Origin of the sequence: Enterobacter pseudoroggenkampii, assembly GCF_026420145.1 — a bacterium.
In the GTDB taxonomy this organism is placed as follows: Bacteria; Pseudomonadota; Gammaproteobacteria; order Enterobacterales; family Enterobacteriaceae; genus Enterobacter; species Enterobacter pseudoroggenkampii.
Map to the genome: position 1 here is coordinate 722,421 of NZ_JAPMLV010000001.1, position 23,804 is coordinate 746,224.

Consider the following 23,804-nt stretch of genomic DNA (forward strand, 5'->3'; position numbering starts at 1 on the left):
GTATGCATAAAGATCAACCTCATTTTCGGAAAGCGACTCGCAAAATTCATTCAATCTTGATGCCCCTGGAAAAATCATCTTGCTCAACGGCGATAAGTTGCCTATTTTCCTGCTAACGGATCCGCTAGTAAGAAATTTCGTTGTTACTTTATGATTTTGAAGGGAAATATCATGAAAAAGATATCTTATGAACGGATTTATAAATCCCAGGAATACCTCTCCCCGTTGGGCGAGATTCATCATCGCGCGCTGTTTGGCGGCTACACCCTGGCGGTGGATGATGCGGTTTTTGCCATGGTGTCTGATGGCGAGCTTTATCTTCGGGCTTGTGAGGAGAGTGCGAAATACTGCGTAAAGAATGCCTCCTCATTTTTGACATTGATGAAGCGAGGCCGCCCGGTGCTGCTCAACTATTATCGTGTGGATGACGGATTATGGCAGGACAGGGAGCGGTTGCTTCAGCTCTCCTCGTTTGCGCTCAGTGCGGCAAGAAAAGAGCGCTATCAGCGCCATCAACGAAACCGACTCAAGGATCTGCCAAACCTGACCTTTCAGCTTGAAGTCTTGCTTTTTGAAGCCGGTATCACTAATGAGGAAACGCTGCGGGCGCTGGGCGCCAGAGCCAGCTGGCTGAAGATGCGGGCGAAAAATAAAGCGCTCAGTATTAAAGTCCTCTTCGCGCTCGAAGGGGCTATTGAAGGGCTGCATGAGGCGGCACTCCCGGCAGGCATTCGCCGGGAGCTAACGGAGTGGTTTAATGCGCTGCCTGAGCCACAGGAGAATCACTCCTCCAGGTAGCGATTTGCTGTTGCAGCCGGCAAATTTCAGGCAGCAGAGCGATAAGCAGGCCTATCTGCTGAAGAACCAGCGGCGCTTTGCTGTCGTTTCCCGGGTCAAGATGCGCAATGCGTTGCGCCAGTTCATTCAGCGCCTGTTGTACGCGCGGTTCATCGGCTGGGCGGTGATGAAGCGCGTCATCGACATAACAGACGGCGTCATCGAGCAGGTTGAGAATACCCGGGTTGGTGAGTTTCTCGCGGTGTGCACCCAGCGTCGAAATATAGCTGGTAAACGTATGGTTCAGGCAGAGCAGGCGGAACGCGGTCTCACGAATTTCCGCCGTGGCGCGAGGCTCCGTTGACATGTTAGAGACAACGGAGGCCAGTTCTGCATCACTGTTGTGCGCATCACGACGTGCTATCCGGTAAGCCAGGCGGTTATCGCGGCCCTGGTGGTACTGCTCCAGAATAGCGTCAAGGTAACGACAGTTGGCATTCATCGCCCTGTCGACCACGCGCGGCAAATTGCGGAAACGCCAGTCCGGCCAGATAAAGCTGACCGCGGCCCAGGCAATCGCGCAGCCTATCAGGGTATCGATCACGCGGGGCAGGGCGACTTCAAAGCCTTCACCCAGCAGGTTAAAGCAGAGCAGTACCAGCAGCGTGATAAACATGGTGGCGTGGGCATACTGCACGTTGCGAAACGCGAAGAACAGCACGCCGGTGATGACGATCAGAATCAATTGACCTTCGACGGAAGGCACGAAATAGAGCACCGGAAGGCCGATCGCGACGCCAACCAGCGTACCGATAATACGCAGCGCAAGACGATGTCGGGTGGCGTTATAGTTCGGCTGGCAGACGAACAGGCTGGTGAGCAGGATCCAGTAGCCGTGGTGCAGTCCGGTTATCTGAATAAAGGCATACCCCACGCACAGCACCAGCGACATTCTCACCGCGTGGCGAAAGAGAGCCGACTCCGGCGTAAAGTTCCGGCTCAGGCGTAGCCACATATCGCTAACGCCGTGCACGCTGTCATCAGCAAGCTGGTTTTCCACCTCACTGCCCGGCAGTGCCATCGCCTGTTCGGACTCAATGGTTGCCAGCTGTGCATCAATCGCCCGCAGGTTGTTCAGCAAAAAGCCCAGCGCTTTGATATGTTCCGGTGACGTTCCGCTGGCCTGAACGCGGTCGAGCGCCGCATCAAGGTGGCTGAATACGCGTTCAAAGCGGGGATCATGCTGATAGGGCGTGCGCAGCAGAATGGAGCGCGAGAGCCGCTGACACGCCTGAGACTGCATGGAGAGCAGGCGCTGGAAGCGGAACATCACGTCGCTGTAGCGGAATCTCTCGCGCAGGGCGGCATACTGAACGTGCGAGGAGCTGGCACGTTCATGAATATCCTGGGCGGCAAAATAGTAGTGTAAGGTCCTTCGCGTTCCGCGCTGACCGCGATCGCCGCGCAGACGGGTCAGCAGAGAGGCTTTTGTCTGGTTAAGGGTGGCAACCAGCTGGCCGTTTGCCAGCGCCAGATCGTAGAGCGGAGCCTGGCTTTCTTCCTCGATATCCGGGTCGAACAGCCGGGATTTCAGTTCCAGATAGTGGGCTAACTGCTCAAAGCTGCGGGCAAGATTATCCTGCAGAGGGCGAACCGGGAAGATCAGATGACCGGTTAGCGTCAGCAGGTTATACCAGATGGCACCCAGCAACAGCAGAACCGGCTGCTGGTACCACTGGTCGTACAGGGAAACGCCCAGCATAGTGTAGATGGCGATCAGCAATGCACCAAAAGCGATGGTGGCATAGCGCTGCCCAAGGCCACCCAGCAAAATAAACCCGCTGGTTGAGAGGGTAAGACCCAGGGCAAACAGCCAGGGCCACGGGAAAAGCAGCTCAACGGACGCTGACGCAATAAAAAAGCAGACAAGCGTAATGACCAGATTACGCAAACGCCCGGCCAGACGATCGTCCAGGTCCGCCAGCGCCCCGGCCACCACTCCCAGCGTGAGCGGAATAGTGAGTTTGACATCATTCAGCCACCAGGGCAGAGCAACCGTGCCGCAAAGCGCGATGAATATCCTGACGTTATAAAGCCAGGTGCTGTTCCAGGTATAACGGCGAAGCAGTGGGCTTAGCATAAACGCGGCCAGTCCTTATTTACTGAAAACGACGACGAGCGTTTGCTTCACGCGCCGCCTGGGCCACTTCTACCGGAACAACCCTGCGACCGACGGGCCAAAGGGCGATAGCGGCGATCTTAAAGTTCGCGATCCCCACCGGAATACCAATAATCGTGATGCACTGTGCAATACCGGCAAAAATATGCATGATGCACAGCCACCAGCCGAAGAAAATGAGCCACAGAATGTTCAGCAGGGTTCCGCCCGTATTCATCAGGGCGTTTTTGTTCTCCGGATTCAGCTCGTCAACGTGGATGGCTTCATTCCCGTAGGGGATTAAGGAGAGTTTTGTGATTTCCCAGCAGGAACGGGTCAGGGGAAGCGTGAAAATCAGGACGATGCTCACCAGCGTGGCAAAAAGCCAGGAAAGGGTGGTGGCAAAGCCGCCCAGCACAAAATTCAACACATTCAGAACGGTACGCATAAACCCTCACTTCCTTTCGATAAAATTAACGCCCAATGATTGTAACGTTTTTTTAGGCTGGAGCACCTTAAAACTGGCAGTTAAACTGTCAGGTAAATTATCTCTTCGTGGATTTGGCGGAACATGGAACTGAAAGCAACGTCGTTAGGCAAACGCCTGGCGCAACACCCTTACGACAGGGTTGTTCTCCTTAATGCCGGGGTGAAAGTCTCCGGGGAACGCCACGAATACCTTATTCCGTTTAATCAGCTTCTGGCTATCCACTGCAAACGCGGGCTGGTGTGGGGCGAGCTGGAGTTCGTTCTGCCTGACGATAAAGTCGTGCGTCTTCACGGCACCGAGTGGGCGGAAACTCAGCGTTTCCACCATCACCTGAACGCACTCTGGCAGCAGTGGAGCCAGGATATGAGCGTGATTGCCGCCCAGGTGCTCCAGCAGGTACTGGACGATATCGCGCAAAGCAACGCGCAACACGCGTGGCTAACCCGTCAGCAGACCGCCGGGCTGCAGCAAAAGATCCGACAGGCACTCTCGGCGCTGCCGCTCTCCGTGACGCGTCTTGACGAGTTTGACAACTGTCGCGACGCCTGGCGCCAGTGTCAGGCCTGGCTGAATGATAAGGATAAAAGCCGTCTCGCCCATAATCAGGCCTGGACGGACGCCATGCTCACCCAATACGCCGACTTTTTCAGTACGGTGGAATCGTCACCGCTCAATCCGGCCCAGGCGCGCGCGGTGGTCAACGGCGAGCAGTCGCTGCTGGTGCTGGCGGGGGCCGGTAGCGGTAAAACGTCGGTGCTGGTGGCGCGTGCCGGCTGGCTGCTTACGACCGGTGAAGCGGTAGCCGATCAAATTCTGCTTCTGGCCTTTGGCCGCAAGGCTGCGCAGGAGATGGACGAACGTATCCAGGAACGCCTGCACACCCGGGATATCACGGCCAGAACCTTCCATGCCCTTGCGCTGCATATTATTCAGCAGGGCAGTAAAAAAGTGCCTTCCATCAGTAAGCTCGAAAACGACGCGCAGGCGCGTCAGGCGCTGTTCATCAAAACGTGGCGCCAGCAGTGCAGTGAGAAAAAGGCGCAGGCAAAAGGGTGGCGTCAGTGGCTGGAGGAGGAGCTCAACTGGGACGTGCCGGAGGGCAGCTTCTGGCAGGATGATAAGCTGGCGCGTCGGCTGGGTTCACGGCTTGACCGCTGGGTCAGCCTGATGCGAATGCACGGTGGATCGCAGGCAGAGATGATTGAAAGCGCGCCGGAGGCGATCCGCGATCTGTTTTCGAAGCGGGTCAAGCTGATGGCTCCGCTACTGAAAGCCTGGAAAACCGCGCTGAAAGCGGAAAATGCCGTTGATTTCTCCGGCCTGATCCATCAGGCCATCATCATTCTTGAGAAGGGACGTTTTGTCAGCCCGTGGAAGCATATTCTGGTGGATGAGTTCCAGGACATCTCTCCGCAGCGTGCTGCGTTGCTCTCAGCGCTGCGGGCGCAAAATAAGCATACCTCTCTGTTTGCGGTGGGGGATGACTGGCAGGCCATCTATCGCTTCAGCGGGGCACAGCTTTCGCTGACGACCGCATTCCACCACTATTTTGGCGAAGGCGATCGCAGCGATCTGGACACGACCTACCGCTTCAATTCACGGATTGGTGAAATCGCCAACCGCTTTATCCAGCAGAACCCTCATCAGCTGGCAAAACCGCTCAATAGCCTGCGGGCAGGGGATAAAAAAGCCGTGACCCTGCTGGCGGACGATCAGCTGGAACCGCTGCTGGACAAGCTCAGCGGCTATGCGAAGCCCGATGAGCGTATCCTGGTGCTGGCGCGCTACCATCACCTCAAACCCGAGGCGCTGGAAAAGGCGGCCACCCGCTGGCCGAAGCTGCAGCTTGAATTTATGACGATTCACGCCAGCAAAGGGCAGCAGGCCGACTATGTGATTGTCATGGGGTTGAAAGAGGGCAGCGACGGTTTCCCGGCTCCGGCCCGCGAGTCGGTAATGGAACAGGCCTTGCTGCCGGTGCCGGAAGACTTCCCGGATGCCGAAGAGCGGCGTTTGCTGTATGTGGCTATGACCCGCGCGCGCCATCGCGTGTGGCTGCTGTTCAATAAAGAGGAGCCATCCGTGTTTGTCGATATCCTGAAGAGTATTGATGTGCCGGTAGCGCGTAAACCATAACGACGCCAGGCAAGGTTTTGTAGGCCGGGTAAGGCGTAGCCGCCACCCGGCAAAAAAGCTACTTCAATCTGTCGGAAAGATAACGCTGATAGTCCGGAATAAGGATATCAACCGGCGAGTTAAACTGCGGCGATTCGATGATGAAATCCGCCGTCGACAGGTTCGTCGCCACCGGAATATTCCACACCGTCGCCAGACGCAGCAGGGCTTTGACATCCGGGTCGTGCGGAACCGCGTTCAGCGGGTCCCAGAAGAAGATCAGCACATCAATCTTCCCTTCGGAAATCTGCGCGCCGACCTGCTGATCGCCGCCCATCGGGCCGCTCAGCATGGCATTCACCTGCAGACCCGTTTCGCGCTGGATCAGGTTACCGGTGGTACCGGTCGCCGACAGAGCGTGCTTTTCCAGCGAAGACTGATGGCGGCGAACCCAGTTAAGCAGCATTTGTTTACAGTGATCGTGCGCCACCAGCGCAATGTGTTTGCGTTCAGGCAGCGTGCGTGTTGTCAGTTCCATAATCATATCCATCAGGTTAACTGCCTACACGATGACGGGAACCGTCTGACGCTGCAAGAGAAAGGCGTAAAAAATGTGGCTTATGATGAAGGTTGTTGTTTTGCCCACTGTAAAAACCGGGCCCGCGTGTCGGGATCGGCCTGCTGGAACCAGAATTTTAGGCGCTGTTCCGTCAGGGTCTGGGACTGGGGAGGAATGACGTCCAGTTCAGAGACACCAGATAGCAGCGTACTGTCGTCAGCCATCATGGTGGCAAACTGAGGAAGCGACGCGCGTTTACCCGCTTTGTTATAGGTCTGGGTCGCGGCCTCGTAGTCCGGACCTTTTGGTGAGGTCGTCAGCGCCAGAATATCCAGCTTCACCGGAATCGGCATCGCATCCCCGTCCAGCAGTTCAATGCGGGGAGACGCGTCGAAGGCCGCCGATTCTTTCTCCGTTTCAAGACGAGGCAGGGTAATGTTCACCTGACTGATTTGCCGGGTATTAAAGCTGACGATCAGCGGCGGCGAGATATACATCCTTTGCTCGTGATTCGCCAGACCGATCGATTTTTCCACCCGGAATACCAGCTGATGCGGCCCGTTATCCAGCTCGATGCTGTCCGCACCGCGCAATAACGAACTGGAAACCTTTTTTCCGTCCAGTACCAGGAGATCAATATCGGTAGAGAGCCGGAGCGTGGTCGCAAAAACGCAGACCGGCATCACTAACGCAATCAGAGCAGTGGCAATACCGGTTTTCATAGAAGGCTCCCGTCAGAAATCCTGTCGCCGCATTAATGTATCTAAATTTTTCGAGAATCACGTTTACTAACATATAGACATATTTCGCCGTTTTGCCCTCATGCGTCGGTATGGGATGGATGGTTGAGATGTGCGGTTTGGCGTACACTTTTAAAAAAGCCAGGAGAAAAACCATGAAAGAGAACGATATTGCCGAGATTCTGACATCCACGCGTACCATTGCGCTGGTGGGCGCGAGCGATAAACCCGATCGTCCAAGCTATCGGGTGATGAAATACCTTCTCGATCAGGGCTACCACGTCATCCCGGTCTCGCCAAAAGTGGCGGGGAAAACCTTACTGGGCCAGCAGGGTTACGCCACGCTCGCTGACGTGCCGGAAAAAATTGATATGGTCGACGTCTTTCGTAATTCCGAGGCGGCGTGGGAAGTGGCGCAGGACGCTATCGCCGTCGGGGCGAAAACGCTGTGGATGCAGCTGGGCGTGATTAACGAGCAGGCTGCGGTGCTGGCGCGGGATGCGGGGTTAAACGTCGTCATGGATCGCTGTCCGGCGATCGACATCCCCCGTCTGGGGCTGGCGAAGTAATAAAAAAAAGCCCGTTCATCGGGCTTTTTTTACACGCTTAGTTCCGCAGGCGCGGAGCCTGTAACTGTTTGCGGATAGTCTGAGCAAGTTCATCCATAGTGGGTTGCTCCGGATGCTCTTCCTGCAGCTCGCTGCTCAGCTGCGCTTCAGCAAGATAGGTGTGAACGGGTTGTCCATCATCACCTTCCATCACCACATGGTACCAGGGCGCGGCGCGAAGCTCTGCATTCACCGCCAGCTCGTCTGCTGACGGTTCATCAAGGGAATACTCCGGGTCGATATCCACGACCACACCCAAATACCCGAGCAAAGTGTGGCGGACCTGCTGGCCGATACCGAATTTGCTGGCAATCATAGTCACCTCCCGGGAAATACGACTTACACGTTATGTGCGGGCAATATTTCTCTTTTCAAGTTACATGACGCGACAGGCAAACCCTTTCAGATACAGTCCTTCCGGGTAGGTAGCAATCACGGGGTGATCGGCTGCCTGACGGAACTGCTCTATAAATTGTACATCACGGCCAGCATCTATTGCGGCATCGGCGATGATTTTCTGAAATAAATCTGTGGTCATCAGGCCTGAGCAAGAGAAGGTGAGCAGAACCCCGCCCGGGTTCAGCAGCTGGATAGCCAGCATGTTGATATCTTTATACCCACGGCACGCGCCCATCAGCTGGCTTTTGTTTTCCACAAACTTGGGTGGATCCATCACGATGACGTCGAACTTTTCGCCCTGATCGCGATATTTACGCAGCAGCTTGAAGACATCATCACGCACAAACTCCGCTTTGCTCAGATCCAGCTTATTCAGCTCGACGTTCTGTTTTGCCACGTCGAGTGCTTCCTGTGAGGTGTCCACGCTGACCACCTGGGCACAGCCGCCCATCAGTGCCGAAACGGCGAAACCACCGGTATAGGAGAAGCAGTTCAGCACGCGTTTGTCGGCAACGTACTGACGCGTAGCCAGACGGCTGTCGCGCTGGTCGAGGTAGTAACCCGTTTTGTGCCCGCCCTGAATATCCACCAGCAGCTTCATGCCGTGCTCTTCAATCGGCAGCAGGGCAGGCGGCAGTTCACCCGTGACCGGACCCTGCGTCAGCTCCATGCCCTCTTTTTTGCGCACCGCCACATCGCTGCGGTCGTAAATGGCGCACTGCGGGAACAGCGTTTGCAGCGCGCTAATCAGCGCGGCACGCTGGTATTCCGCTCCGGCGCTCAGGAGCTGCAGGACAAGGAAGTTACCAAAGCGATCGATGGTCACGCCCGGCAGGCCGTCGGACTCACCGGCAATCAGACGGTAGCTGTCCAGCCCGTCGCGTTTTGCCAGCCAGTCGCGCCACTGCTGCGCCTGCTGCAGACGACGCACAAAGAAGTCGATGTCGATGGTTTCGTCTTTATCGAACGTCCAGACGCGCGCGCGGATCTGGGACGCTGGCGAGTAAGCGCCTCGCGCTAACCATTTCCCCTGATGGTCAACGATATCAATGGTTTCACCGAGGCTGGCTTTGCCTTCCATACGGGCAACCGCGCCGGAAAAGACCCAGGGATGACGGCGCAGTAATGATTTCTCGCGCCCTTTGGCTAACACTAAACGTACACTCATAATTTGCTGTTCTGTCGATTTCAGGGAAATGGCGCGTAGATTACCACATTCAGCAAGGCGCAATCATCTGCGGATGCCGTTGAGCGTTTCGGCACAAAATCAAATCGCTTAGGCACATTACGGGATTGCAGCAGGCTTTACAGTAGGGCCTCCAGTTCAGCAGAGGAAGCACCCATGAAAAAGCGCAGTGTCATCACAATAGCCGCTCTGACGGCAATGAGTTTTCAGGTTTTCGCAGCAACGTCTTTCAGCATGACCAGCCGGGATATTTCCGGCGATCGGCGGTTGGCGCAGCAGCAGGTATTTGAGGGATTTGGCTGCCATGGTGGGAATACCTCTCCCCAGCTGGCATGGAAAAATCCGCCCGCCGGTACAAAAAGTTTTGCCGTTACGGTCTATGACCCTGATGCGCCCACCGGCAGCGGCTGGTGGCACTGGACCGTAGCCAATATACCGGCGAATACAATGACGCTGCCCGCTGATGCCGGTAACCCGAACGGCGAGAAATTACCTGCCGGCGTGGTGCAGGGGCGCAATGATTTCGGCTATTCTGGATTCGGCGGCGCATGTCCACCTGCCGGGGACAAGCCTCACCGCTATCAGGTGACCGTCTGGGCGCTGGACGTGGATACACTGCCCGTCGACAAAAATGCCAGCGGCGCGCTGGTCGGTTTTATGATTAATAGTCACACTCTGGCAAAGGCTCAGTTAACAGCAACCTACAGCAGATAAGGATGACAGGGTGCAGGAGTTCCATTTTCGACATAAACATCTTACTGCGGGTGAAGTGACTGCCAGCAAAATGCATCGCCTGCACCAGGTTAAACTCTTCTTTCCGGCTATTTGTCATATCACTCACGGCAGTAAGGTGATTGTTCAGGACGATAACCGCCTGGAGGCGACACGGGATCAACTCATCATTATCCCTGCCAATACGGTGATGGAGATTATCAATCAGCCCGCGAACGGCATGTTTCGCTCGGACTTGCTCATGTTATCTCCGGAGATCGTTGCCGAGTTTAAAGCGCATTACCTGAAATCCTGGCCGCGCACGACGTTGCATTCGCTCTGCGCGCCGCTGAGCGAGGGGCTGGCGTTTATGTGGGATAACCTGCTGCACGCCGTGCGTCAGGATTTACCGGAGGCGCTGCAAAAACATCAGGCCTTCGGTCTGTTGCTGGCATTGCTGCATGACGGCGTGGCAGGTCCGCTGCTTATTGAGCGAAACAATAACCTGACCGAGCAGGTGCGACAGTTCATCATGCTGTCGCCCGCCAGAGCCTGGACCGCGCAGGATGTCGCCAGCCGTCTCGCATTAAGCGTGCCGACGCTGCGCAGGCGGTTACGCGAGGAGTCACAGAGTTTTCGCCAGATTGTGGAGGAGGTGAGGATGGGCGTTGCGCTGTCACAGCTACAGTCAACCCGATTACCGATTGGCGAAATCGCATTACAATGTGGGTATCTTTCCAGCTCTCGTTTCACCGCCCGTTTCCGGCAGCACTACGGCTGTTTGCCGAAAACGCTACGTTAAGGAGAAAAAGAATGTCTAAAGTCTGCACCATTGCCTGGGTTCACGGCGTTGTTCAGGGCGTGGGGTTCCGCTACAGCACTCAGCGCGAGGCCGTTCAGCTTGGGCTAACGGGATACGCGCGAAACATGGACGACGGCAGCGTTGAGGTGGTCGCCTGCGGCGAAGCGGAGCAGGTCGACAAGCTGGTGGCGTGGCTGAAAGCGGGTGGGCCGCGCAGCGCACGGGTTGATAAGGTCTTAACAGAACCGCATCAGCCCGGGCGGGAATATATGAACTTCGGTATTCGCTACTAAATGCACTTCACCGGTTTTGGCAGGCCGGCAATTTTGGTGGCCTGTTTTGCCGGGCCTTTCGGGAACAGACGATAGAGATAGCGGCTGTTGCCTTTCTCTTCACCGAACTTATTGGCCATCGCCTTGACCAGCATGCGGATGGCCGGAGAGGTGTTGAATTCAAGGTAAAACTCGCGGACAAAACGCACCACCTCCCAGTGTTCGGGGGAGAGGGTAATCCCTTCGTTTTCCGCAATTTTCTCCGCCAGCGGTTCGCTCCAGAGCGTCGTATCTTTCAGATAGCCTTCGCTATCGGTCTCAATTTCCTGGCCTGCAAAAATGAACATAATCTTCTGTCGTAGGTGAAAAATCGGCGACAGTGTAGCAAAAAAGCGGGCTCAGGATAAACCGTGACCTACAGGAGCAGCTGAAGCAGGTTGTTGGCATTGAGCTTCTTCAGCGCGTTGCATTTATGGGTTGAAACCTGTTTCTCCGACATGTGCGTCACGATGGCAATGTGGCGGACCGGCAACCCGGTCAGCATCAGATCGAGTACGTTGAATTCAGGAACGGTCAGGCAACAGTCCAGGCTTCGAACGCGGCGGGGCTCTTTTGCCAGCAAATACGCCGCATCGGCAACGGCGATCCGGTCGTCGATGATATAAATAGTTAACGTACTGAAACGCTTGCGTAAATGCGTCGCCAGCGCCCACCCCTTTTCGTTGCAGACCAGATAAAGGCTGCCTTTCCAGCGGGCGGCTTCAAGCCTGAGCAAAATGTTGATCAGCGCCTGATGCGTCGCCGCCACGGAAAAACGGCAGCGGACGACCACCACGCGGCGGGTAAGCAGCGTTGGCTGCCATTGTACGGTATCGCTTATGACCTCTGGCTGGACGCCCCGACGCAGCAGCGCATAGCGCAGTCCTTCGGCGTAAAATCGATTATTGTCGAGAATGGCGTAACTCACGGTGACCTCGTTATAACGTGCTGGGCGTATAGATAACGCGCAGCGTGCCGGTGTAGTCACCCGCGTTTTTGCTGCTGGCGGCAAACGCAGGGGTTTTCAGGATAATAGGTGCAGGAATGCACAGTACGCTCTCGCGCCCGCCGGGCAACACGACCTGGCGCAGATACTGCGGATCGTGGGTACCTTGCCAGACCAGGGTTTTACCGTTCGCGACGGTTTCGGTTGCGCCTGTGATGGGATTAGTGACGGAGACCCGATAGTCGAGTCGATCCCGCGCGTCGGTCTGGCTTCCTCCGCGCCGCCGGATAGAAAATGCGCCTTCGGCACGGTCCGCTGAGGGGAGTCCGTCGTCCTCAAAGCGAAGATAGGCGCGGGTGCTGGTACTGTTTTTGCCGTCGTACAGGCACATATCCAGCGTGTTTTCCCCCTGGATCTCGCTGCCCCCGGGGCGCCCCGGGAAGTTGGTCAGGTTGAGGTTAACGATGGGCGTGGAGTGCGGAAAGGCCGGCAGATAAATCTGCTGGTTTCCCGGGTCGACCACCTCAATGCGAATATTGGCCTGCCATTTGGCGATGGTGAGATAGCCCGGACAGCCGACATTCACGTCATTGAAGTTCCCGCCGCAGTCGGCGCTTCCCCACTGGCGCAGGTTCTGCTTCAGCGTGGCGGTCCAGATCCCCGGCAGGGTGAGCTTATCCAGTTCGCTTTTTACGATGTAGAAATCGAAGTAAGGCTCTCTGTTCCACGCTGGGAGGTCGACAGTTCCTCCAGTCACGAAGCTGGCGAAAGTAAACACTCTGTTATTGATAAACATGTAATGATCGCCATACACCTTGATATCCACCGTCTTGCTGGTGAGGGCATGCGTAAAACGCAAGTTGATGGCATAAGGCGCGGCCGGGTTCGCCGAGAACCAGACCGGGGCGTTCATGCAGGCGCCGTTCGTGGTGTCAGTCCGGGACTCACAGGTCAGGGTATTACGCCCCCACTTTTGCGGATCGGCGGGGTCATAACCGCCCGATTCATGAAACCAGATGTCAAAACGCGCAGGCGGTGCCATACGATCGAAGCTGATCCCAACGCTGGAGTTACGTCCCGCGGGGGCGCCCGCCAGCGTCTGGCCGGCCCACAGGCTTAACAGCAGTAAAATAAAGAGGCGTTTAATCACATCATTTCCCTTTAGTGAGGCTATCGGTATTCATGGCAGTCGGGCCAGCAGGGACCGACCGTCCGGCCAGCATCAGCTGCGCCTGCTGCTGGACTGCATCCGGCAGGGCGGAGAAGGTTAATTCCTTACAGGGAATCGAACCGACGTAACGCACGACGTCGCGCATGCTCTTCACGTTCAGCGCGCACTGATAAAATTGCTGCTGACGCACCAGGTAGAGGTTATGCAGCAGGGCGTCGCTTTGCGCGCTAAACCCGCCATTGCCAAGGTCGCTCCAGCCGTTCACGTTCAGCGGCACGCCGCCGATAAACGGCGAATGGCGCTCGTCGGTTAACTGGCCAAGCCAGGTGTAGCTTGCGGTAGTTTGCACGTCCCGGCGCAGCAGTTTGCCTGGCACCATAAACAGCGTTCTGCTGCCCGATCCTTGCGTGATTTCACTGCTGGCTCCCCGGGAGACGTCCAGCGATTCGTTAATCGTCAACGTCGTCTGCTGATAGCCCGGTACCGCGAAGAGGGCGCGGCTATTGCCCGGAATGTCTGCACTGCCGCTATTATCCAGCGATACGGCGACGCGCGGATCCTGAGCATCTTCCGGCGTGGCTACATTCACCGCGACGGCGGAAGCAGGGCGACCGTCGCTCCAGCGGCCCAGCCACAGGCCAGAACGGGACAGCGCGAGCGTTGAGCTGTAGTTACCGCTGCTGCTCAGCGTATGGCGCCGATCCTGTCGATCCCAGGCATCGCTGACCGTCAGGCTTCCGTTGCCATATCGTCCGCCCTGGCGCGTATAGGCTGAGGTATTCAGCGAGTCGCTGTTAATGCCCGACGCGCTCAGGCCATACTCATTTTCCCCGCGCGCATCGGCATACCAGTTATGCGCCACGCTGTAGCTCAGCTGGTTTTTTTCACGCTGCTGGTGCTGCCATGTCGCGCCCAGAGAGGTGTAGCTTGACGCATCACCCTGACGGTTATGCGCCATGGACAGGCTCACGCTCAGGTAGCCGCCTTTATCCCTGCCGTCGCGGGAGTCATCGTTACGCATAAACAGGTTAATGCTGCTGTTAATGTTCAGGCCATGGGTACTGAAGGCGTTGCTCAGGCCTCCCTGCCAGGCCCGCGTGCGCGTGCGGGTCATATAGACCGATTCCCACGGCAGACCCGCATCGTGGCGATCGTCGCTGTCCGGGAGCTCACGGCGTGAAACGTACCGGCCTTCGTTGCGGTTATCCGAATACCCCAGGCTCGCATACCAGGCGCCGACCGGGACGGAGAACATCACCGAGAGGGTGCGATAACAGCCGTTCACGGCGTCAAATCCCGCGCTTTGGGTGGTGCAGTTTTCAGCGGATAACGCGTTGCGATAGACGCTCAAAGAAAAACCGTCGTTGTAGCTGATTTGCTGAATATTGCCGCGCTGACCTTCGCTGCCGTAGAGGTAGCTAAACCGGGTACTCAGCACGCCATCGATCGGGCCCGCGTTGAAGCCCCGGCTCCAGTCGATCGCATTTTCTAGGAAACGCTGGTTTTTCTTGAACGTTGCGCCGCTGGTCAGCGCCAGCGTCGGGGTCACGGGCAGACGAACGCCCGCCTGCGCAACCGCGCGGCGTTCTTCGTTTTGATCGCTATTATCGGTTTCGCCCGCCTGCAGGAACCACTCGACGCGGTCGAATGGCGTAATGCCGGTTCGGGTAAACGGCACCTGCTCGGTGCGCGTCAGCCGGTTATTTTCATAGATGGAGAGCGTCACGGTGTAGCTCCCGTCCGGGAACGAACGCGTGTCCAGGGTTTGCGCCCCGGCATTCAGATAAAAGCTCGCCAGCAGCTGATTGCCCCGGCGGGCGTCGATACGCGCGTCATGGGAAAGCAGCACGGTCACTGGGGTTCCCTTCGACTGCTGAACCGGGTTCATCCATGCCCTTGTTGAACCCGTGCGCAGGCCGCGAATTTTGCCCAGCGGCAGCTGGCTGAGGTTGATATTCCCACCGGCGTTGCTGAACAGATCGCGGGTATCCATCTCGCCCAGCTGAACATAGTACTGACGCAGGATATCCTGGCGAAACCAGGCGTTGTTGACGGTGACCTCCTGCAGCTGCTTCTGCCGTGAACGCTGCCCCAGCCAGGTCCAGTCGAGATTCGCATAGCCGTCCTGCGTGAGCGCCAGCGCGCCGTTGCCCTGCACGGTTGCCGACTGATAATCCCTGTCGGCAACGAAGTTAATGTTTTGCTGATGGATCAGCGCATTTTCGGTGCCCTGAGTAGGCTGATACCATTGATTCTCTGCCGTCTGCTTAGGCAGAAATTTCTTGTCCAGGAACAGGTTAATGCGGGCGTTATTCTCGTCATAAATAATGGCCGCGCGGTCGGTATCGATGTAATCACAGCCCGCTGCGGAGCCGTTGCTGCTGCAGGCCAGGTTGCCGTTACGGGCAAGCGGAACGGCCAGAGCGGCAGACACGGTGGCAACAAGCGATGGGTCGTCATTAAACCGGCGTTTGATGGCCGCTACCACGGTTTCAGGTGCGACAAAGCTGACCGTTTCAAGCGTGATATCCGTTTCAAAAAGGCCAAGCGCCTCGCCATAGAGGTTCACCTCTGTCCACAGGCGCTGCGTCTTCGCCAGATCTTCAAAACCTGGCGGGACGGCCATTCCGGCGCAGGCGAGTTGGATGGAAGCGGGTAACAAAGCAACAAAGAGGAGGGTATTTCTGTGAAACGCCATGAACGAGCCTCGACATCATCCTGACGTCAGAGGGTGAGCACCCTCTGACGTTATTCCTTAGGTGCAGTGGTGTTACGCACCGCCTTCCGTGGTCGTCGCCTGCGTCAGCATCAGGCTGACAACGCCGCTGTACTGACCGGTTTTCAGAATGCCTTTGGTGGTCTGGGAAATGGTCAGCGGCAGTACCGCTGAACCGTTTTCAATGCTCCCCGGGAACAGTTCGGCGCCTGTATATTCCACATCTGCGGTAGAGAGGGTTTTATCACCCAGAATCACCGTCATTGGGATGGTCTCAGCACCGTCAGCATTCGCCAGCTTCGCGGCGCTAACCAGACGGACTTTTACGTTGCTGGTCGCGGAGTTAGACCACACCTTGGTATTCAGGCGGTAGCTTTCCAGGCCACGGCCAGGCAGGTACTGCATATCGATGCTTGCCGGCAGCGGTGTGTTATCGGCCTGGGTCATATCCAGCTGTGAATCAACGCTGGCGTTGACGGTAATATCTTTTTGAATCGCCAGCGCGCTAACGGACGTGGTCATCGCGGCAACAATCATCAGAGGTTTAAAATACTTACGCATTGATATCTCCATATTTACAAATGAGCACCCTGGCTCTTTAAACAAACCCTTTGGGTCTTTACGGTAACGTCGTGTTATTGCACGACGGGTAAATCAGCTTCTTCAGCGGTTTTATTCAGCCAGTTGAAGTAGCGGAATTTATATTTCTGGCCTTGTACCTTCGCGAGCGTTTTTAATTTCCGTTCGGTGTCCGGATAAATCGTCGCGTCTTCTTTAATCCATCTGCACGACGAATCCGCATCACAAATACCGATCTCTCTGAGCGGCACGCGCAACGTGCCGCTGTTTTTTAACGTTCCCCTCTGAGGGTCAATTGACAGCGCAACCACGCTTTTTTTCGGTGCGAGATGGATCAGGGCACCCCAGATCACATTGACGCCCAGCCTTGCCGTCGCAGCAGGGCTTTCTGCTTTGCCCGCAATAATGCTGTCAGGCTGCTTGACCCCTTCAAAATAGACGCGCCAGGTCGTCTCTTTTTCCGGGGGCGTAAGCGATACCAGGCGAACCACGCGCATTGCGCCTGCCGCAAGGGCGAATTTTTCCGGCGTGACAACAACGCCACCCTCTTTCCACGACGCCACATCAATTTCTTTTTCCAGGGCCGTGCCGGGATTAAGAATTTTCTTTTGCCTCACCCGAATGAACTGAATATCATCCGTTTTTGACGCCACCTTAATTTGCGCCGCACCGGACTTATCTACGTTAAGTTCCATGGGATACACGCTCATATTGGCCAGTGCCATTTCCGGGAAAAATGGCAGTGACAGCGCGGCGACATAAAGGGCGGTTGTGACGCTCACTCTTTTTTTCTGTTTCACAATCAAGTCTGCCTGCTCTGAGTTTAAAGGCGGCGCGTTAACACCAGGACACCGTCTGCTTTCGTATCGCTTCAGGGCAGGGAAACTTTAACCAGAACAGCGGTTTGTGAAAATTTGTATTAATTAACTCGTTATATACAGTTTTTTATCCTGATTTTCTGGCTTTAAGGTTGTATAGTTAAGCGAAAATACCGCGACCAGGGATGGGGAGAAAATTCCTTCTGATGAGAAAATAAGCAAGTCAGGAGAGGGTTTTCATGTCGATGTACCAGGGATTAAAAAGCATGCGGTAACAGCCGAGAATAAAAGATGTTTTTTATATGCAATAATTCGTTGTTATTTGATCCTGAAGCACATGCAATAAGTCTTGTTGGACAACCGGAATCTGTATTAACGCTTTCGGCACCCGCCGTTCGCCTTTTACAGGAATTTATTAAACACAAAGGGCATGACCTGAGTCGGGAGGAATTGATTACCCGCGTGTGGGAGGAGTTTGGCTTTACGCCATCGGGAAATAATCTCAATAAAGCGGTGAGCGAATTACGTAAAAGCTTCCAGGCACTGGGAGAGGGGTACGAATTTATCGTAACCGTACCTCGTTATGGGTTTCGTTTTGAGGCCGATGTGATTTTTCAGCCCGGAGAGAGTATTCAACCCGCTGAGCCGCAGCCTCCGTCTGCACCGCAAGTGGAAAAGCCTCAGCGCGCTTCCCTGAAAAGGTGGGGGATTCCGGCCATATTGATTATTGCTGCATTGGGGGCGAGCTTCTACTTTAGCCGGCAGCAGGGGATATTCGTCCCGGCGAAACTCATGCCGGTTAAGGAGAAAATCGCGCGTTGTCGTCTCTGGATTATCAACGATCACGGAAGACCGCTGGTGTTATCGAAATTAGCGGCGCAGCTGGCGGCCAATAACGTGGCGTGCGAACGTGAGGAGTACGACATTTATTATTTCAGCGCCCGTTTTTCTATTGCCGCCGCAGATGAGGTGTTCATTGGCGCCTGCCCGGTCAGTAAATCCAGCCTGTGTAAAACCATCCGTTATAAAAGCGGGGCCCAAAAATGAAAATAAAACTTCTCTTTGGTCTGGGTGGTGTGTTGGTCGGCAGTGCCCTGGCGCTGTTTTACTATTCCGGCTGTGTGTTTAAAAAGGATGTGCTGGCCTGTAGCACCGAATTTAACTTTACGCGCAATGAGGGAAAAACCAGCGAAGTGAAGGTCAATACCGTTGCCCAGTTCTATTTTCATCGGGACGGTACCGGAGTGACCACCTATAAAGGCGCGGCAAGGGCTGACGGGCAAAATCTGATCGTTGACAGGGACGTGGACTTTACCTGGCAGCAGCGGGACGATGATAACGTCATTGTATTGAGCTACACCGAAACCTGGCGTCGACACAACGACAATACGCCTGACGCCCAGTGGGGGAGCTTTGCCAGTCCGACTGCACGCTACTACCTCACGATCTCTGAACTCTCGCCTTCCGTGTGGCTGATTCAGGACCGGCGCTATCCGACCTATATTTGCCGGGGTGAGTAGGGCATAAAAAAAGGAGAATGCCGGGGCATTCTCCTTTTTCATATCCGTTGTGCTTAATCCCGACTGGCGAAGCCCAGGATGCTCAACAGGCTGACGAAGATGTTGTACAGCGACACATAGAGGCTCACGGTGGCGCGGATATAGTTCGTCTCACCGCCGCGAATGATGTTGCTGGTTTCAAACAGGATCGCGCCAGAAGAAATCAGAATAAACACGGCGCTGATCGCCAGATGCAGGGCAGGCAGCTGCAGGAAGATGTTTGCCACCATACCCACCAGCACAACTACCACACCCGCCATCAGCATACCGCCGAGGAAGGACATGTCCTTACGCGTGGTCAGCACGTAGGCCGAGCAGCAGAAGAACACCAGCGCGGTACCGCCCAGCGCCATGCCGATAAGATCGCCCATACCGGCAGACAGATACGCGTTCAGCATCGGCCCCAGGATGTAGCCCAGGAAGCCGGTGAAGGCAAACGCGGACAGAATACCGACCGGTTTGTCAGCGGTTTTGTAGGTCAGGAACATCAGACCATACATGCCCACCAGGGTCAGGATCAGCCCCGGAGACGGCAGCATCAGCACGGTGCTGGCGGTGGCGGTGATCGCCGAAAACGCCAGAGTCAGGCTAAGCATGAAATAGGTATTGCGCAGCACCTTGTGGGTACTGAGTAGCGATGTGCGGTCGCGCGAAGAAGTAATTATACGATCCATGAGTCACTCTCTTATGACAGATGTAATTAGCGGAAAGAATAGGAAACGGGGCGCCAGTCTCAAAGTGGTTTTACCCATCTTTACTCAGCACGTTAGCGCTGGAGGTGGTTATTTCTTCTGCAGAAGTGCGTTTCACCAGTATGAATAGCGGTTTGCGACAATTTACCAGATCAAGCTCTTATAGGTTACTGAAAAATATTGCGTTATTACCATTCGAACGCTAAGAGTTATTTCCGGATCGTCATAAAACAGACAATAAGGCGAAGGAAATGAAACCACAAACACGCACGAACTTTACGCTCTCTTTGTTAACCGCAGGGATCCTGTGCGCCAGCACGGCTGCCTGGGCGGCTAACGTGCCGGCAGGAACCGCGCTAGCCGATAAACAGGAGCTGGTCAGAAACAATGGCAGTGAACCGGCTTCGCTCGACCCGCATAAAGTCGAAAGCGATGTCGAATTCAATATTATCAGTGATTTATTCGAAGGGCTGGTCAGCGTCTCTCCTGCAGGAGAAGTCCAGCCCCGACTGGCGGAAAAATGGGAGAACAAGGACAACACCGTCTGGACGTTCCATCTGCGCCCGGGCATCACCTGGAGCGACGGCACGGCGATTACCGCAGAGGATGTGGTCTGGAGCTGGCAGCGTCTGGTTGATCCTAAAACCGCTTCTCCGTATGCCAGCTATCCAGGCAACATGCACATTGTGAATGGTGCGGATATTGCGCAGGGGAAAAAAGCCCCCGATACGCTGGGCGTGAAAGCGATAAACGACACCACGCTGGAAGTCACATTGACGCAGCCTAATGCGGCATTCCTGGCCATGCTGGCGCACCCGTCGCTGGTGCCGGTGGATAAAGTGCTGATTGGCCGCTTTGGCGACAAGTGGACCAAGCCGGAACATTTCGTCAGCAGCGGGGCGTATAAGCTGTCCCAGTGGGTGGTTAACGAACGCATCGTGGCGGAGCGTAACCCGCGCTACTGGGATAACGCGCACACTGTGATTAACAAGGTCACCTACCTGCCCATCACGTCCGAGGCCTCGGATGTGAACCGCTATAAAGCGGGCGAAATTGACATTGTCTACACGGTGCCGATTAACCAGTTTGCCCAGCTCAAGAAAACCCTGGGCAGCCAGTTGGACGTTTCACCTCAGCTTGCGACCTATTACTACGAATTCAATACCACCCGTCCGCCGTTCAACGACGCCCGCGTGCGCAAGGCGCTGAACATGGCGCTCGATAAAGACATCATTGCCGGAAAAGTATTAGGGCAGGGGCAGCGCCCGGCGTGGCTCATCAGCCAGCCGGATATTGGCGGCGTTAAGCTCCAGAACCCGGATTACGCCAGTTGGCCTCTGGACAAGCGCATCGCGGAGGCGAAAAAGCTGCTGAACGAGGCCGGATATAATGCCAGCCATCCTCTGAGCTTCAACCTGCTCTATAACACCTCTGAATCGCACCAGCGCATCGCGATTGCGGCCAGCTCCATGTGGAAGAAAAACCTCGGCGTGGACGCGAAGCTGCAAAATCAGGAGTGGAAAACCATGCTGGATACCATGCACACCCACAATTTTGATGCGGTGCGGTACGCGTGGATTGCCGATTACGACGATGCGGCGACCTTCCTGAACAACTTCCGCACCGGGGACAGCGAAAACACCAGTCAGTACAGCAATCCGGAATACGACCAGGCGCTGCTCAATGCCGCAAAAGCCAAAACTGCGGAAGAGCGGGGTAAGTACTACCAGCAGGCGGAAGATCTGCTGGGTCGTGATGTGCCTGCCATTCCGGTTTATCACTATGTCCGCACGCACCTGGTTAAACCGTGGGTCGGTGGATTTACGCCGGATAAGCTCGGGTACTATTACACGAAAGACATGTACATCAAAAAACACTAAGCCTGTGCTGATAAAATCGTCGATGTGTCGTCAGTTCAACCGATTAAACACGTTTTGACTATTTTTACAGCGAACGAGTGCCACCACTCTTTACAGCACGCGGTGAGGTGTTTATAGTTCGCCTCACTTAGGAAGTGTGGCCGAGCGGTTGAAGGCACCGGTCTTGAAAACCGGCGACCCGAAAGGGTTCCAGAGTTCGAATCTCTGCGCTTCCGCCAGATATAAACCCCAGGTTACTCGTTAACCTGGGGTTTTTCTTTTTGTCTTAACGCGGATTTGCCCTTCACCAGACTCTGGCCATCCCTTCGCTTGCCGGGCGAACGAGCGTAAAACCAAATTTTGCATAAAGCTCAGGAACATCGGCCATTAAGCAAACGTACGCTCCTTTACAGGCGTGGTTATCCAGCCAGGCAACAAGCGTTTCCATAATGATTCTGCCCAGCCCTTTCCCCTGATGAAGCGGATCAACCGCGACGTCGACAATATCAAAATTCAACGCACCATCCCCCACGATGCGCCCCATACCGACCGGTTTTCCCTGAAACACTATATGCATGCCATAGCAGCTGCCGGGCAGCGCTTTTTGTGCCGCTTCCAGCGGGCGAGGGCTAAGACCCGAGATTTCGCGCAGCCGGCAAAACGCTTCTGCAGTGGGGACGGTTTCAACCACGGTATAGTTATCAGGCATAAGAGGAGCTCCAGTCGGTGTTCAGTAAAGGGTTTCAGTCTGGCAGTAAAATTGACGAAAGACGATTTTACGGACCGATCCCGTTCACACTTTTAACTTCCCGCTATTCTCCTGTAAAAAACTCGCGTTATCATTCACCCCGTAAATACCTTTTCATCTCTTACCGAGGCTTTGATGCTGGAGAATGTTTTCATCAGATAATCAGCTTCCCGCCCTTTTCAGGACGGACTGGTTATCGCTGCGCTTAAACCTTACGCACGCACCTGCGGGTGTGGGCTCGTTTTTACGCATGATGATTACACAGGTTTTCCAGTATGAATTTATCCCGTCAGGAACAACGTACCTTACACGTTCTCGCCAAAGGTGGACGTATTGTGCACGTCCGCGACAGTTCTGGCCGCGTCACGTCCGTTGAGTGCTACACCCGCGAAGGGCTGGTGCTGAGCGACTGCACGCTCAGCGTCTTTAAAAAACTCCGCACCAAAAAGCTGATCCGTTCCGTGAACGGGCAGCCTTACCGCATCAACACCACCGGTCTGAACAACGTTCGCGCCCAGCTGGATAATCGCTGAGCAGAATAAACAACGCCACCCTCGGGTGGCGTTGATGCATTGAACGGGATATCGTGGCGGAATGTAGGCCGGGTAAGCGCAGCGCCACCCGGCAAGAAACGCGGCGTTATGAGCGAATAAAAGCCAGAATGTCCGCGTTGATGGTATCCGCATGGGTGGTATGCATCCCGTGCGGGAAGCCCGGATAAATTTTCAGTACGCTGTTCGCCAGCAGCTTGTCCTGCAGCAGGGCAGCATTTTTATACGGCACGACCTGATCGTCATCGCCCTGCAACACCAGAACGGGCACCGTGATGGTTTTTAAATCTTCCGTCTGGTCGGTCTCTGAAAACGCCTTAATCCCCTCGTAGTGGGCCTTAGCGCTCCCGATCATCCCCTGACGCCACCAGTTCTGGATCGTCCCCTGCGAAACGTCCGCGCCATCGCGATTAAAGCCGTAGAACGGACCGCTGGCAACGTCGAGGTAAAACTGGGCGCGGTTAGCCGCCAGCGCTTTGCGGAAGCCGTCGAAAACCTCAATGGGCGTGCCGCCGGGGTTAGTTTCGGTTTTTACCATCAGAGGGGGAACGGCGCTGACGAGCACTGCTTTGGCGACGCGCCCCTGCGGTTGGCCATACCGCGCAACATAGCGGGCGACCTGGCCGCCGCCGGTGGAGTGACCGACGTGCACGGCATTACGCAGATCCAGGCTTTCAACCACGGCTGACGCATCGGCCGCATAATGATCCATATCGTGGCCTTCACTCACCTGGTCCGATCGTCCATGTCCGCGGCGATCGATAGCGATAACGCGATAGCCTTCTGCAAGGAAGAAGAGCATCTGGTTATCCCAGTCATCGGCACTCAACGGCCAGCCGTGGTGGAAGACAATGGGCTGGGCCTCTTTTGGGCCCCAGTCTTTGTAGTAAATATTGACGCCGTCTTTCGTGGTTACGAATGCCATACCGCAGACTCCTCTGTTAAGAACAACACGACCCCTAAAGTGTAGGAGAAATCACAAAAGCGGTTGGTTTAATTCCGGTGATGGATATTCATTTTGCGTCTGGGCTCTGGCGCGATGCGCCAGAGCCTTCAGGACAGGATTAACAGCAGGGGCGTTTAGCGGTTTTCTTCAATATAACGGGCCAGGTCCGCCGGGGTTTTCAGCACCGTCGCCACGTCAGTTGGCGGGATCATGCAGCCATAAACGTCCTGCACTTCCAGCACCATATCGACTGCCAGGATGGAGTCGAGAATGTCGGATTCAATCAGTTCATCGTGAAAGCCCACCTTACGGGATAACACTTTTTCGAACAGGGCGAGAATTTCTTGTTCCATAATTTTTCCT

Annotated in this window: 26 protein-coding genes and 1 tRNA gene; 11 read left to right on the forward strand and 16 right to left on the reverse strand. The window is 55.4% G+C overall.

The window, feature by feature from the left end; translation table 11 throughout:
* The first annotated feature begins 171 nt into the window (after positions 1 to 171).
* The gene (locus OTG14_RS03415; RefSeq protein WP_023311030.1) at positions 172 to 798 is read left to right on the forward strand and encodes a TfoX/Sxy family DNA transformation protein; all 627 of its coding nucleotides are present in this window, start codon (positions 172 to 174) and stop codon (positions 796 to 798) included.
* On the opposite strand, the gene yccS is transcribed toward OTG14_RS03415, so the two are convergent.
* Together yccS and OTG14_RS03425 are read right to left on the reverse strand one after the other, a co-directional pair.
* On the reverse strand, positions 755 to 2,917 hold the full coding sequence (yccS, locus tag OTG14_RS03420; RefSeq protein WP_157188863.1) for a YccS family putative transporter: 2,163 nt from the start codon (positions 2,915 to 2,917) through the stop codon (positions 755 to 757). The two genes, OTG14_RS03415 and yccS, sit on opposite strands and share 44 nt — an antisense overlap.
* Positions 2,918 to 2,936: 19 nt before the next feature.
* A complete protein-coding gene (locus OTG14_RS03425; RefSeq protein WP_032649128.1) occupies positions 2,937 to 3,383 on the reverse strand; it encodes a YccF domain-containing protein in 447 nt (148 codons plus the stop codon).
* 123 nt (positions 3,384 to 3,506) lie between these two features.
* Between OTG14_RS03425 and helD the strand changes: the two genes are divergently transcribed.
* Positions 3,507 to 5,561, forward strand: coding sequence for a DNA helicase IV (gene helD / locus OTG14_RS03430; protein ID WP_248273074.1), 2,055 nt, complete (start codon positions 3,507 to 3,509; stop codon positions 5,559 to 5,561).
* Positions 5,562 to 5,619: 58 nt separating this feature from the next.
* On the opposite strand, the gene mgsA is transcribed toward helD, so the two are convergent.
* Together mgsA and csgI are read right to left on the reverse strand one after the other, a co-directional pair.
* Complete coding sequence (gene mgsA, locus OTG14_RS03435) at positions 5,620 to 6,078, reverse strand: methylglyoxal synthase (protein WP_023311034.1); 459 nt, start codon at positions 6,076 to 6,078, stop codon at positions 5,620 to 5,622.
* 80 nt (positions 6,079 to 6,158) lie between these two features.
* On the reverse strand, positions 6,159 to 6,821 hold the full coding sequence (csgI, locus tag OTG14_RS03440) for a curli synthesis inhibitor (RefSeq protein ID WP_032638793.1): 663 nt from the start codon (positions 6,819 to 6,821) through the stop codon (positions 6,159 to 6,161).
* Positions 6,822 to 6,994: 173 nt separating this feature from the next.
* Between csgI and OTG14_RS03445 the strand changes: the two genes are divergently transcribed.
* On the forward strand, positions 6,995 to 7,408 hold the full coding sequence (locus tag OTG14_RS03445) for a CoA-binding protein (RefSeq protein WP_008499920.1): 414 nt from the start codon (positions 6,995 to 6,997) through the stop codon (positions 7,406 to 7,408).
* 37 nt (positions 7,409 to 7,445) lie between these two features.
* On the opposite strand, the gene hspQ is transcribed toward OTG14_RS03445, so the two are convergent.
* Complete coding sequence (gene hspQ / locus OTG14_RS03450; protein WP_008499919.1) at positions 7,446 to 7,763, reverse strand: heat shock protein HspQ; 318 nt, start codon at positions 7,761 to 7,763, stop codon at positions 7,446 to 7,448.
* A gap of 60 nt (positions 7,764 to 7,823) precedes the next feature.
* Entirely contained in the window at positions 7,824 to 9,014 is a 1,191-nt protein-coding gene (rlmI, locus tag OTG14_RS03455; protein WP_061715623.1) for a 23S rRNA (cytosine(1962)-C(5))-methyltransferase RlmI, read from the reverse strand.
* A 174-nt stretch (positions 9,015 to 9,188) separates the two neighbouring features.
* Here rlmI and OTG14_RS03460 point away from each other — a divergent pair, with 174 nt between their 5' ends.
* Genes OTG14_RS03460 through yccX form a run of 3 tightly spaced genes read left to right on the forward strand, consistent with a single transcriptional unit; the run spans position 9,189 to position 10,838 of the window.
* Positions 9,189 to 9,746, forward strand: coding sequence for a kinase inhibitor (locus OTG14_RS03460; protein ID WP_061715622.1), 558 nt, complete (start codon positions 9,189 to 9,191; stop codon positions 9,744 to 9,746).
* A 10-nt stretch (positions 9,747 to 9,756) separates the two neighbouring features.
* Positions 9,757 to 10,545 carry a helix-turn-helix domain-containing protein gene (locus OTG14_RS03465; RefSeq protein WP_267214584.1) on the forward strand — a complete coding sequence of 263 codons (789 nt, stop codon included), beginning with the start codon at positions 9,757 to 9,759 and terminating at the stop codon, positions 10,543 to 10,545.
* Positions 10,546 to 10,556: 11 nt separating this feature from the next.
* Complete coding sequence (gene yccX / locus OTG14_RS03470; protein ID WP_024907755.1) at positions 10,557 to 10,838, forward strand: acylphosphatase; 282 nt, start codon at positions 10,557 to 10,559, stop codon at positions 10,836 to 10,838.
* Here the strand turns inward: yccX and tusE are convergent.
* From tusE to OTG14_RS03500, 6 genes are all read right to left on the reverse strand, one after another.
* Entirely contained in the window at positions 10,835 to 11,164 is a 330-nt protein-coding gene (gene tusE / locus OTG14_RS03475; protein WP_008499913.1) for a sulfurtransferase TusE, read from the reverse strand. The genes yccX and tusE overlap by 4 nt on opposite strands.
* Before the next feature lie 68 nt (positions 11,165 to 11,232).
* Entirely contained in the window at positions 11,233 to 11,784 is a 552-nt protein-coding gene (locus tag OTG14_RS03480; RefSeq protein ID WP_267214585.1) for a LuxR C-terminal-related transcriptional regulator, read from the reverse strand.
* A 10-nt stretch (positions 11,785 to 11,794) separates the two neighbouring features.
* The gene (locus tag OTG14_RS03485; protein WP_267214586.1) at positions 11,795 to 12,952 is read right to left on the reverse strand and encodes a CfaE/CblD family pilus tip adhesin; all 1,158 of its coding nucleotides are present in this window, start codon (positions 12,950 to 12,952) and stop codon (positions 11,795 to 11,797) included.
* A gap of 1 nt (position 12,953) precedes the next feature.
* Positions 12,954 to 15,671: a TcfC E-set like domain-containing protein gene (locus OTG14_RS03490; protein WP_267214587.1), complete on the reverse strand. Its 2,718-nt coding sequence runs from the start codon at positions 15,669 to 15,671 to the stop codon at positions 12,954 to 12,956.
* A 72-nt stretch (positions 15,672 to 15,743) separates the two neighbouring features.
* Positions 15,744 to 16,250, reverse strand: coding sequence for a CS1 type fimbrial major subunit (locus OTG14_RS03495; protein WP_061715619.1), 507 nt, complete (start codon positions 16,248 to 16,250; stop codon positions 15,744 to 15,746).
* A gap of 74 nt (positions 16,251 to 16,324) precedes the next feature.
* Entirely contained in the window at positions 16,325 to 17,068 is a 744-nt protein-coding gene (locus OTG14_RS03500) for a fimbrial protein (protein WP_248273068.1), read from the reverse strand.
* Between the two features lie 309 nt (positions 17,069 to 17,377).
* Between OTG14_RS03500 and OTG14_RS03505 the strand changes: the two genes are divergently transcribed.
* A complete protein-coding gene (locus OTG14_RS03505) occupies positions 17,378 to 18,133 on the forward strand; it encodes a winged helix-turn-helix domain-containing protein (RefSeq protein WP_048991044.1) in 756 nt (251 codons plus the stop codon).
* Complete coding sequence (locus tag OTG14_RS03510; RefSeq protein ID WP_048991046.1) at positions 18,130 to 18,606, forward strand: hypothetical protein; 477 nt, start codon at positions 18,130 to 18,132, stop codon at positions 18,604 to 18,606. Before OTG14_RS03505 ends, OTG14_RS03510 begins: the two co-directional genes overlap by 4 nt.
* Before the next feature lie 53 nt (positions 18,607 to 18,659).
* On the opposite strand, the gene yccA is transcribed toward OTG14_RS03510, so the two are convergent.
* Entirely contained in the window at positions 18,660 to 19,319 is a 660-nt protein-coding gene (gene yccA, locus OTG14_RS03515; RefSeq protein ID WP_023335168.1) for an FtsH protease modulator YccA, read from the reverse strand.
* A 269-nt stretch (positions 19,320 to 19,588) separates the two neighbouring features.
* Here yccA and OTG14_RS03520 point away from each other — a divergent pair, with 269 nt between their 5' ends.
* Together OTG14_RS03520 and OTG14_RS03525 are read left to right on the forward strand one after the other, a co-directional pair.
* On the forward strand, positions 19,589 to 21,217 hold the full coding sequence (locus OTG14_RS03520) for an ABC transporter substrate-binding protein (protein WP_061715616.1): 1,629 nt from the start codon (positions 19,589 to 19,591) through the stop codon (positions 21,215 to 21,217).
* 130 nt (positions 21,218 to 21,347) lie between these two features.
* Positions 21,348 to 21,435 (forward strand) — tRNA-Ser (locus tag OTG14_RS03525).
* Positions 21,436 to 21,500: 65 nt separating this feature from the next.
* On the opposite strand, the gene OTG14_RS03530 is transcribed toward OTG14_RS03525, so the two are convergent.
* The gene (locus OTG14_RS03530) at positions 21,501 to 21,905 is read right to left on the reverse strand and encodes a GNAT family N-acetyltransferase (RefSeq protein WP_024907748.1); all 405 of its coding nucleotides are present in this window, start codon (positions 21,903 to 21,905) and stop codon (positions 21,501 to 21,503) included.
* Positions 21,906 to 22,219: 314 nt separating this feature from the next.
* On the opposite strand from OTG14_RS03530, the gene OTG14_RS03535 reads away from it, so the two are divergent.
* Positions 22,220 to 22,477: a YjhX family toxin gene (locus tag OTG14_RS03535; protein ID WP_021240841.1), complete on the forward strand. Its 258-nt coding sequence runs from the start codon at positions 22,220 to 22,222 to the stop codon at positions 22,475 to 22,477.
* A gap of 106 nt (positions 22,478 to 22,583) precedes the next feature.
* Here OTG14_RS03535 and OTG14_RS03540 read toward each other — a convergent pair whose 3' ends face one another.
* Positions 22,584 to 23,420: an alpha/beta fold hydrolase gene (locus OTG14_RS03540; RefSeq protein WP_024907746.1), complete on the reverse strand. Its 837-nt coding sequence runs from the start codon at positions 23,418 to 23,420 to the stop codon at positions 22,584 to 22,586.
* Between the two features lie 155 nt (positions 23,421 to 23,575).
* The gene (locus OTG14_RS03545) at positions 23,576 to 23,794 is read right to left on the reverse strand and encodes an acyl carrier protein (RefSeq protein WP_008499867.1); all 219 of its coding nucleotides are present in this window, start codon (positions 23,792 to 23,794) and stop codon (positions 23,576 to 23,578) included.
* Positions 23,795 to 23,804 lie beyond the last annotated feature (10 nt).

Bases quoted from the DNA above. Each gene is read 5' to 3' on its own strand.
- yccX (WP_024907755.1), top strand. From the start codon at position 10,557: ATGTCTAAAGTCTGCACCATTGCCTGGGTTCACGGCGTTGTTCAGGGC.
- rlmI (WP_061715623.1), bottom strand. From the start codon at position 9,014: ATGAGTGTACGTTTAGTGTTAGCCAAAGGGCGCGAGAAATCATTACTG.
- helD (WP_248273074.1), top strand. From the start codon at position 3,507: ATGGAACTGAAAGCAACGTCGTTAGGCAAACGCCTGGCGCAACACCCT.
- OTG14_RS03425 (WP_032649128.1), bottom strand. From the start codon at position 3,383: ATGCGTACCGTTCTGAATGTGTTGAATTTTGTGCTGGGCGGCTTTGCC.
- OTG14_RS03460 (WP_061715622.1), top strand. From the start codon at position 9,189: ATGAAAAAGCGCAGTGTCATCACAATAGCCGCTCTGACGGCAATGAGT.
- OTG14_RS03505 (WP_048991044.1), top strand. From the start codon at position 17,378: ATGTTTTTTATATGCAATAATTCGTTGTTATTTGATCCTGAAGCACAT.
- tusE (WP_008499913.1), bottom strand. From the start codon at position 11,164: ATGTTCATTTTTGCAGGCCAGGAAATTGAGACCGATAGCGAAGGCTAT.
- yccA (WP_023335168.1), bottom strand. From the start codon at position 19,319: ATGGATCGTATAATTACTTCTTCGCGCGACCGCACATCGCTACTCAGT.
- OTG14_RS03490 (WP_267214587.1), bottom strand. From the start codon at position 15,671: ATGGCGTTTCACAGAAATACCCTCCTCTTTGTTGCTTTGTTACCCGCT.
- OTG14_RS03530 (WP_024907748.1), bottom strand. From the start codon at position 21,905: ATGCCTGATAACTATACCGTGGTTGAAACCGTCCCCACTGCAGAAGCG.
- OTG14_RS03540 (WP_024907746.1), bottom strand. From the start codon at position 23,420: ATGGCATTCGTAACCACGAAAGACGGCGTCAATATTTACTACAAAGAC.
- yccS (WP_157188863.1), bottom strand. From the start codon at position 2,917: ATGCTAAGCCCACTGCTTCGCCGTTATACCTGGAACAGCACCTGGCTT.
- OTG14_RS03510 (WP_048991046.1), top strand. From the start codon at position 18,130: ATGAAAATAAAACTTCTCTTTGGTCTGGGTGGTGTGTTGGTCGGCAGT.
- mgsA (WP_023311034.1), bottom strand. From the start codon at position 6,078: ATGGAACTGACAACACGCACGCTGCCTGAACGCAAACACATTGCGCTG.
- hspQ (WP_008499919.1), bottom strand. From the start codon at position 7,763: ATGATTGCCAGCAAATTCGGTATCGGCCAGCAGGTCCGCCACACTTTG.
- OTG14_RS03535 (WP_021240841.1), top strand. From the start codon at position 22,220: ATGAATTTATCCCGTCAGGAACAACGTACCTTACACGTTCTCGCCAAA.
- OTG14_RS03495 (WP_061715619.1), bottom strand. From the start codon at position 16,250: ATGCGTAAGTATTTTAAACCTCTGATGATTGTTGCCGCGATGACCACG.
- OTG14_RS03445 (WP_008499920.1), top strand. From the start codon at position 6,995: ATGAAAGAGAACGATATTGCCGAGATTCTGACATCCACGCGTACCATT.
- OTG14_RS03545 (WP_008499867.1), bottom strand. From the start codon at position 23,794: ATGGAACAAGAAATTCTCGCCCTGTTCGAAAAAGTGTTATCCCGTAAG.
- OTG14_RS03520 (WP_061715616.1), top strand. From the start codon at position 19,589: ATGAAACCACAAACACGCACGAACTTTACGCTCTCTTTGTTAACCGCA.
- OTG14_RS03415 (WP_023311030.1), top strand. From the start codon at position 172: ATGAAAAAGATATCTTATGAACGGATTTATAAATCCCAGGAATACCTC.
- csgI (WP_032638793.1), bottom strand. From the start codon at position 6,821: ATGAAAACCGGTATTGCCACTGCTCTGATTGCGTTAGTGATGCCGGTC.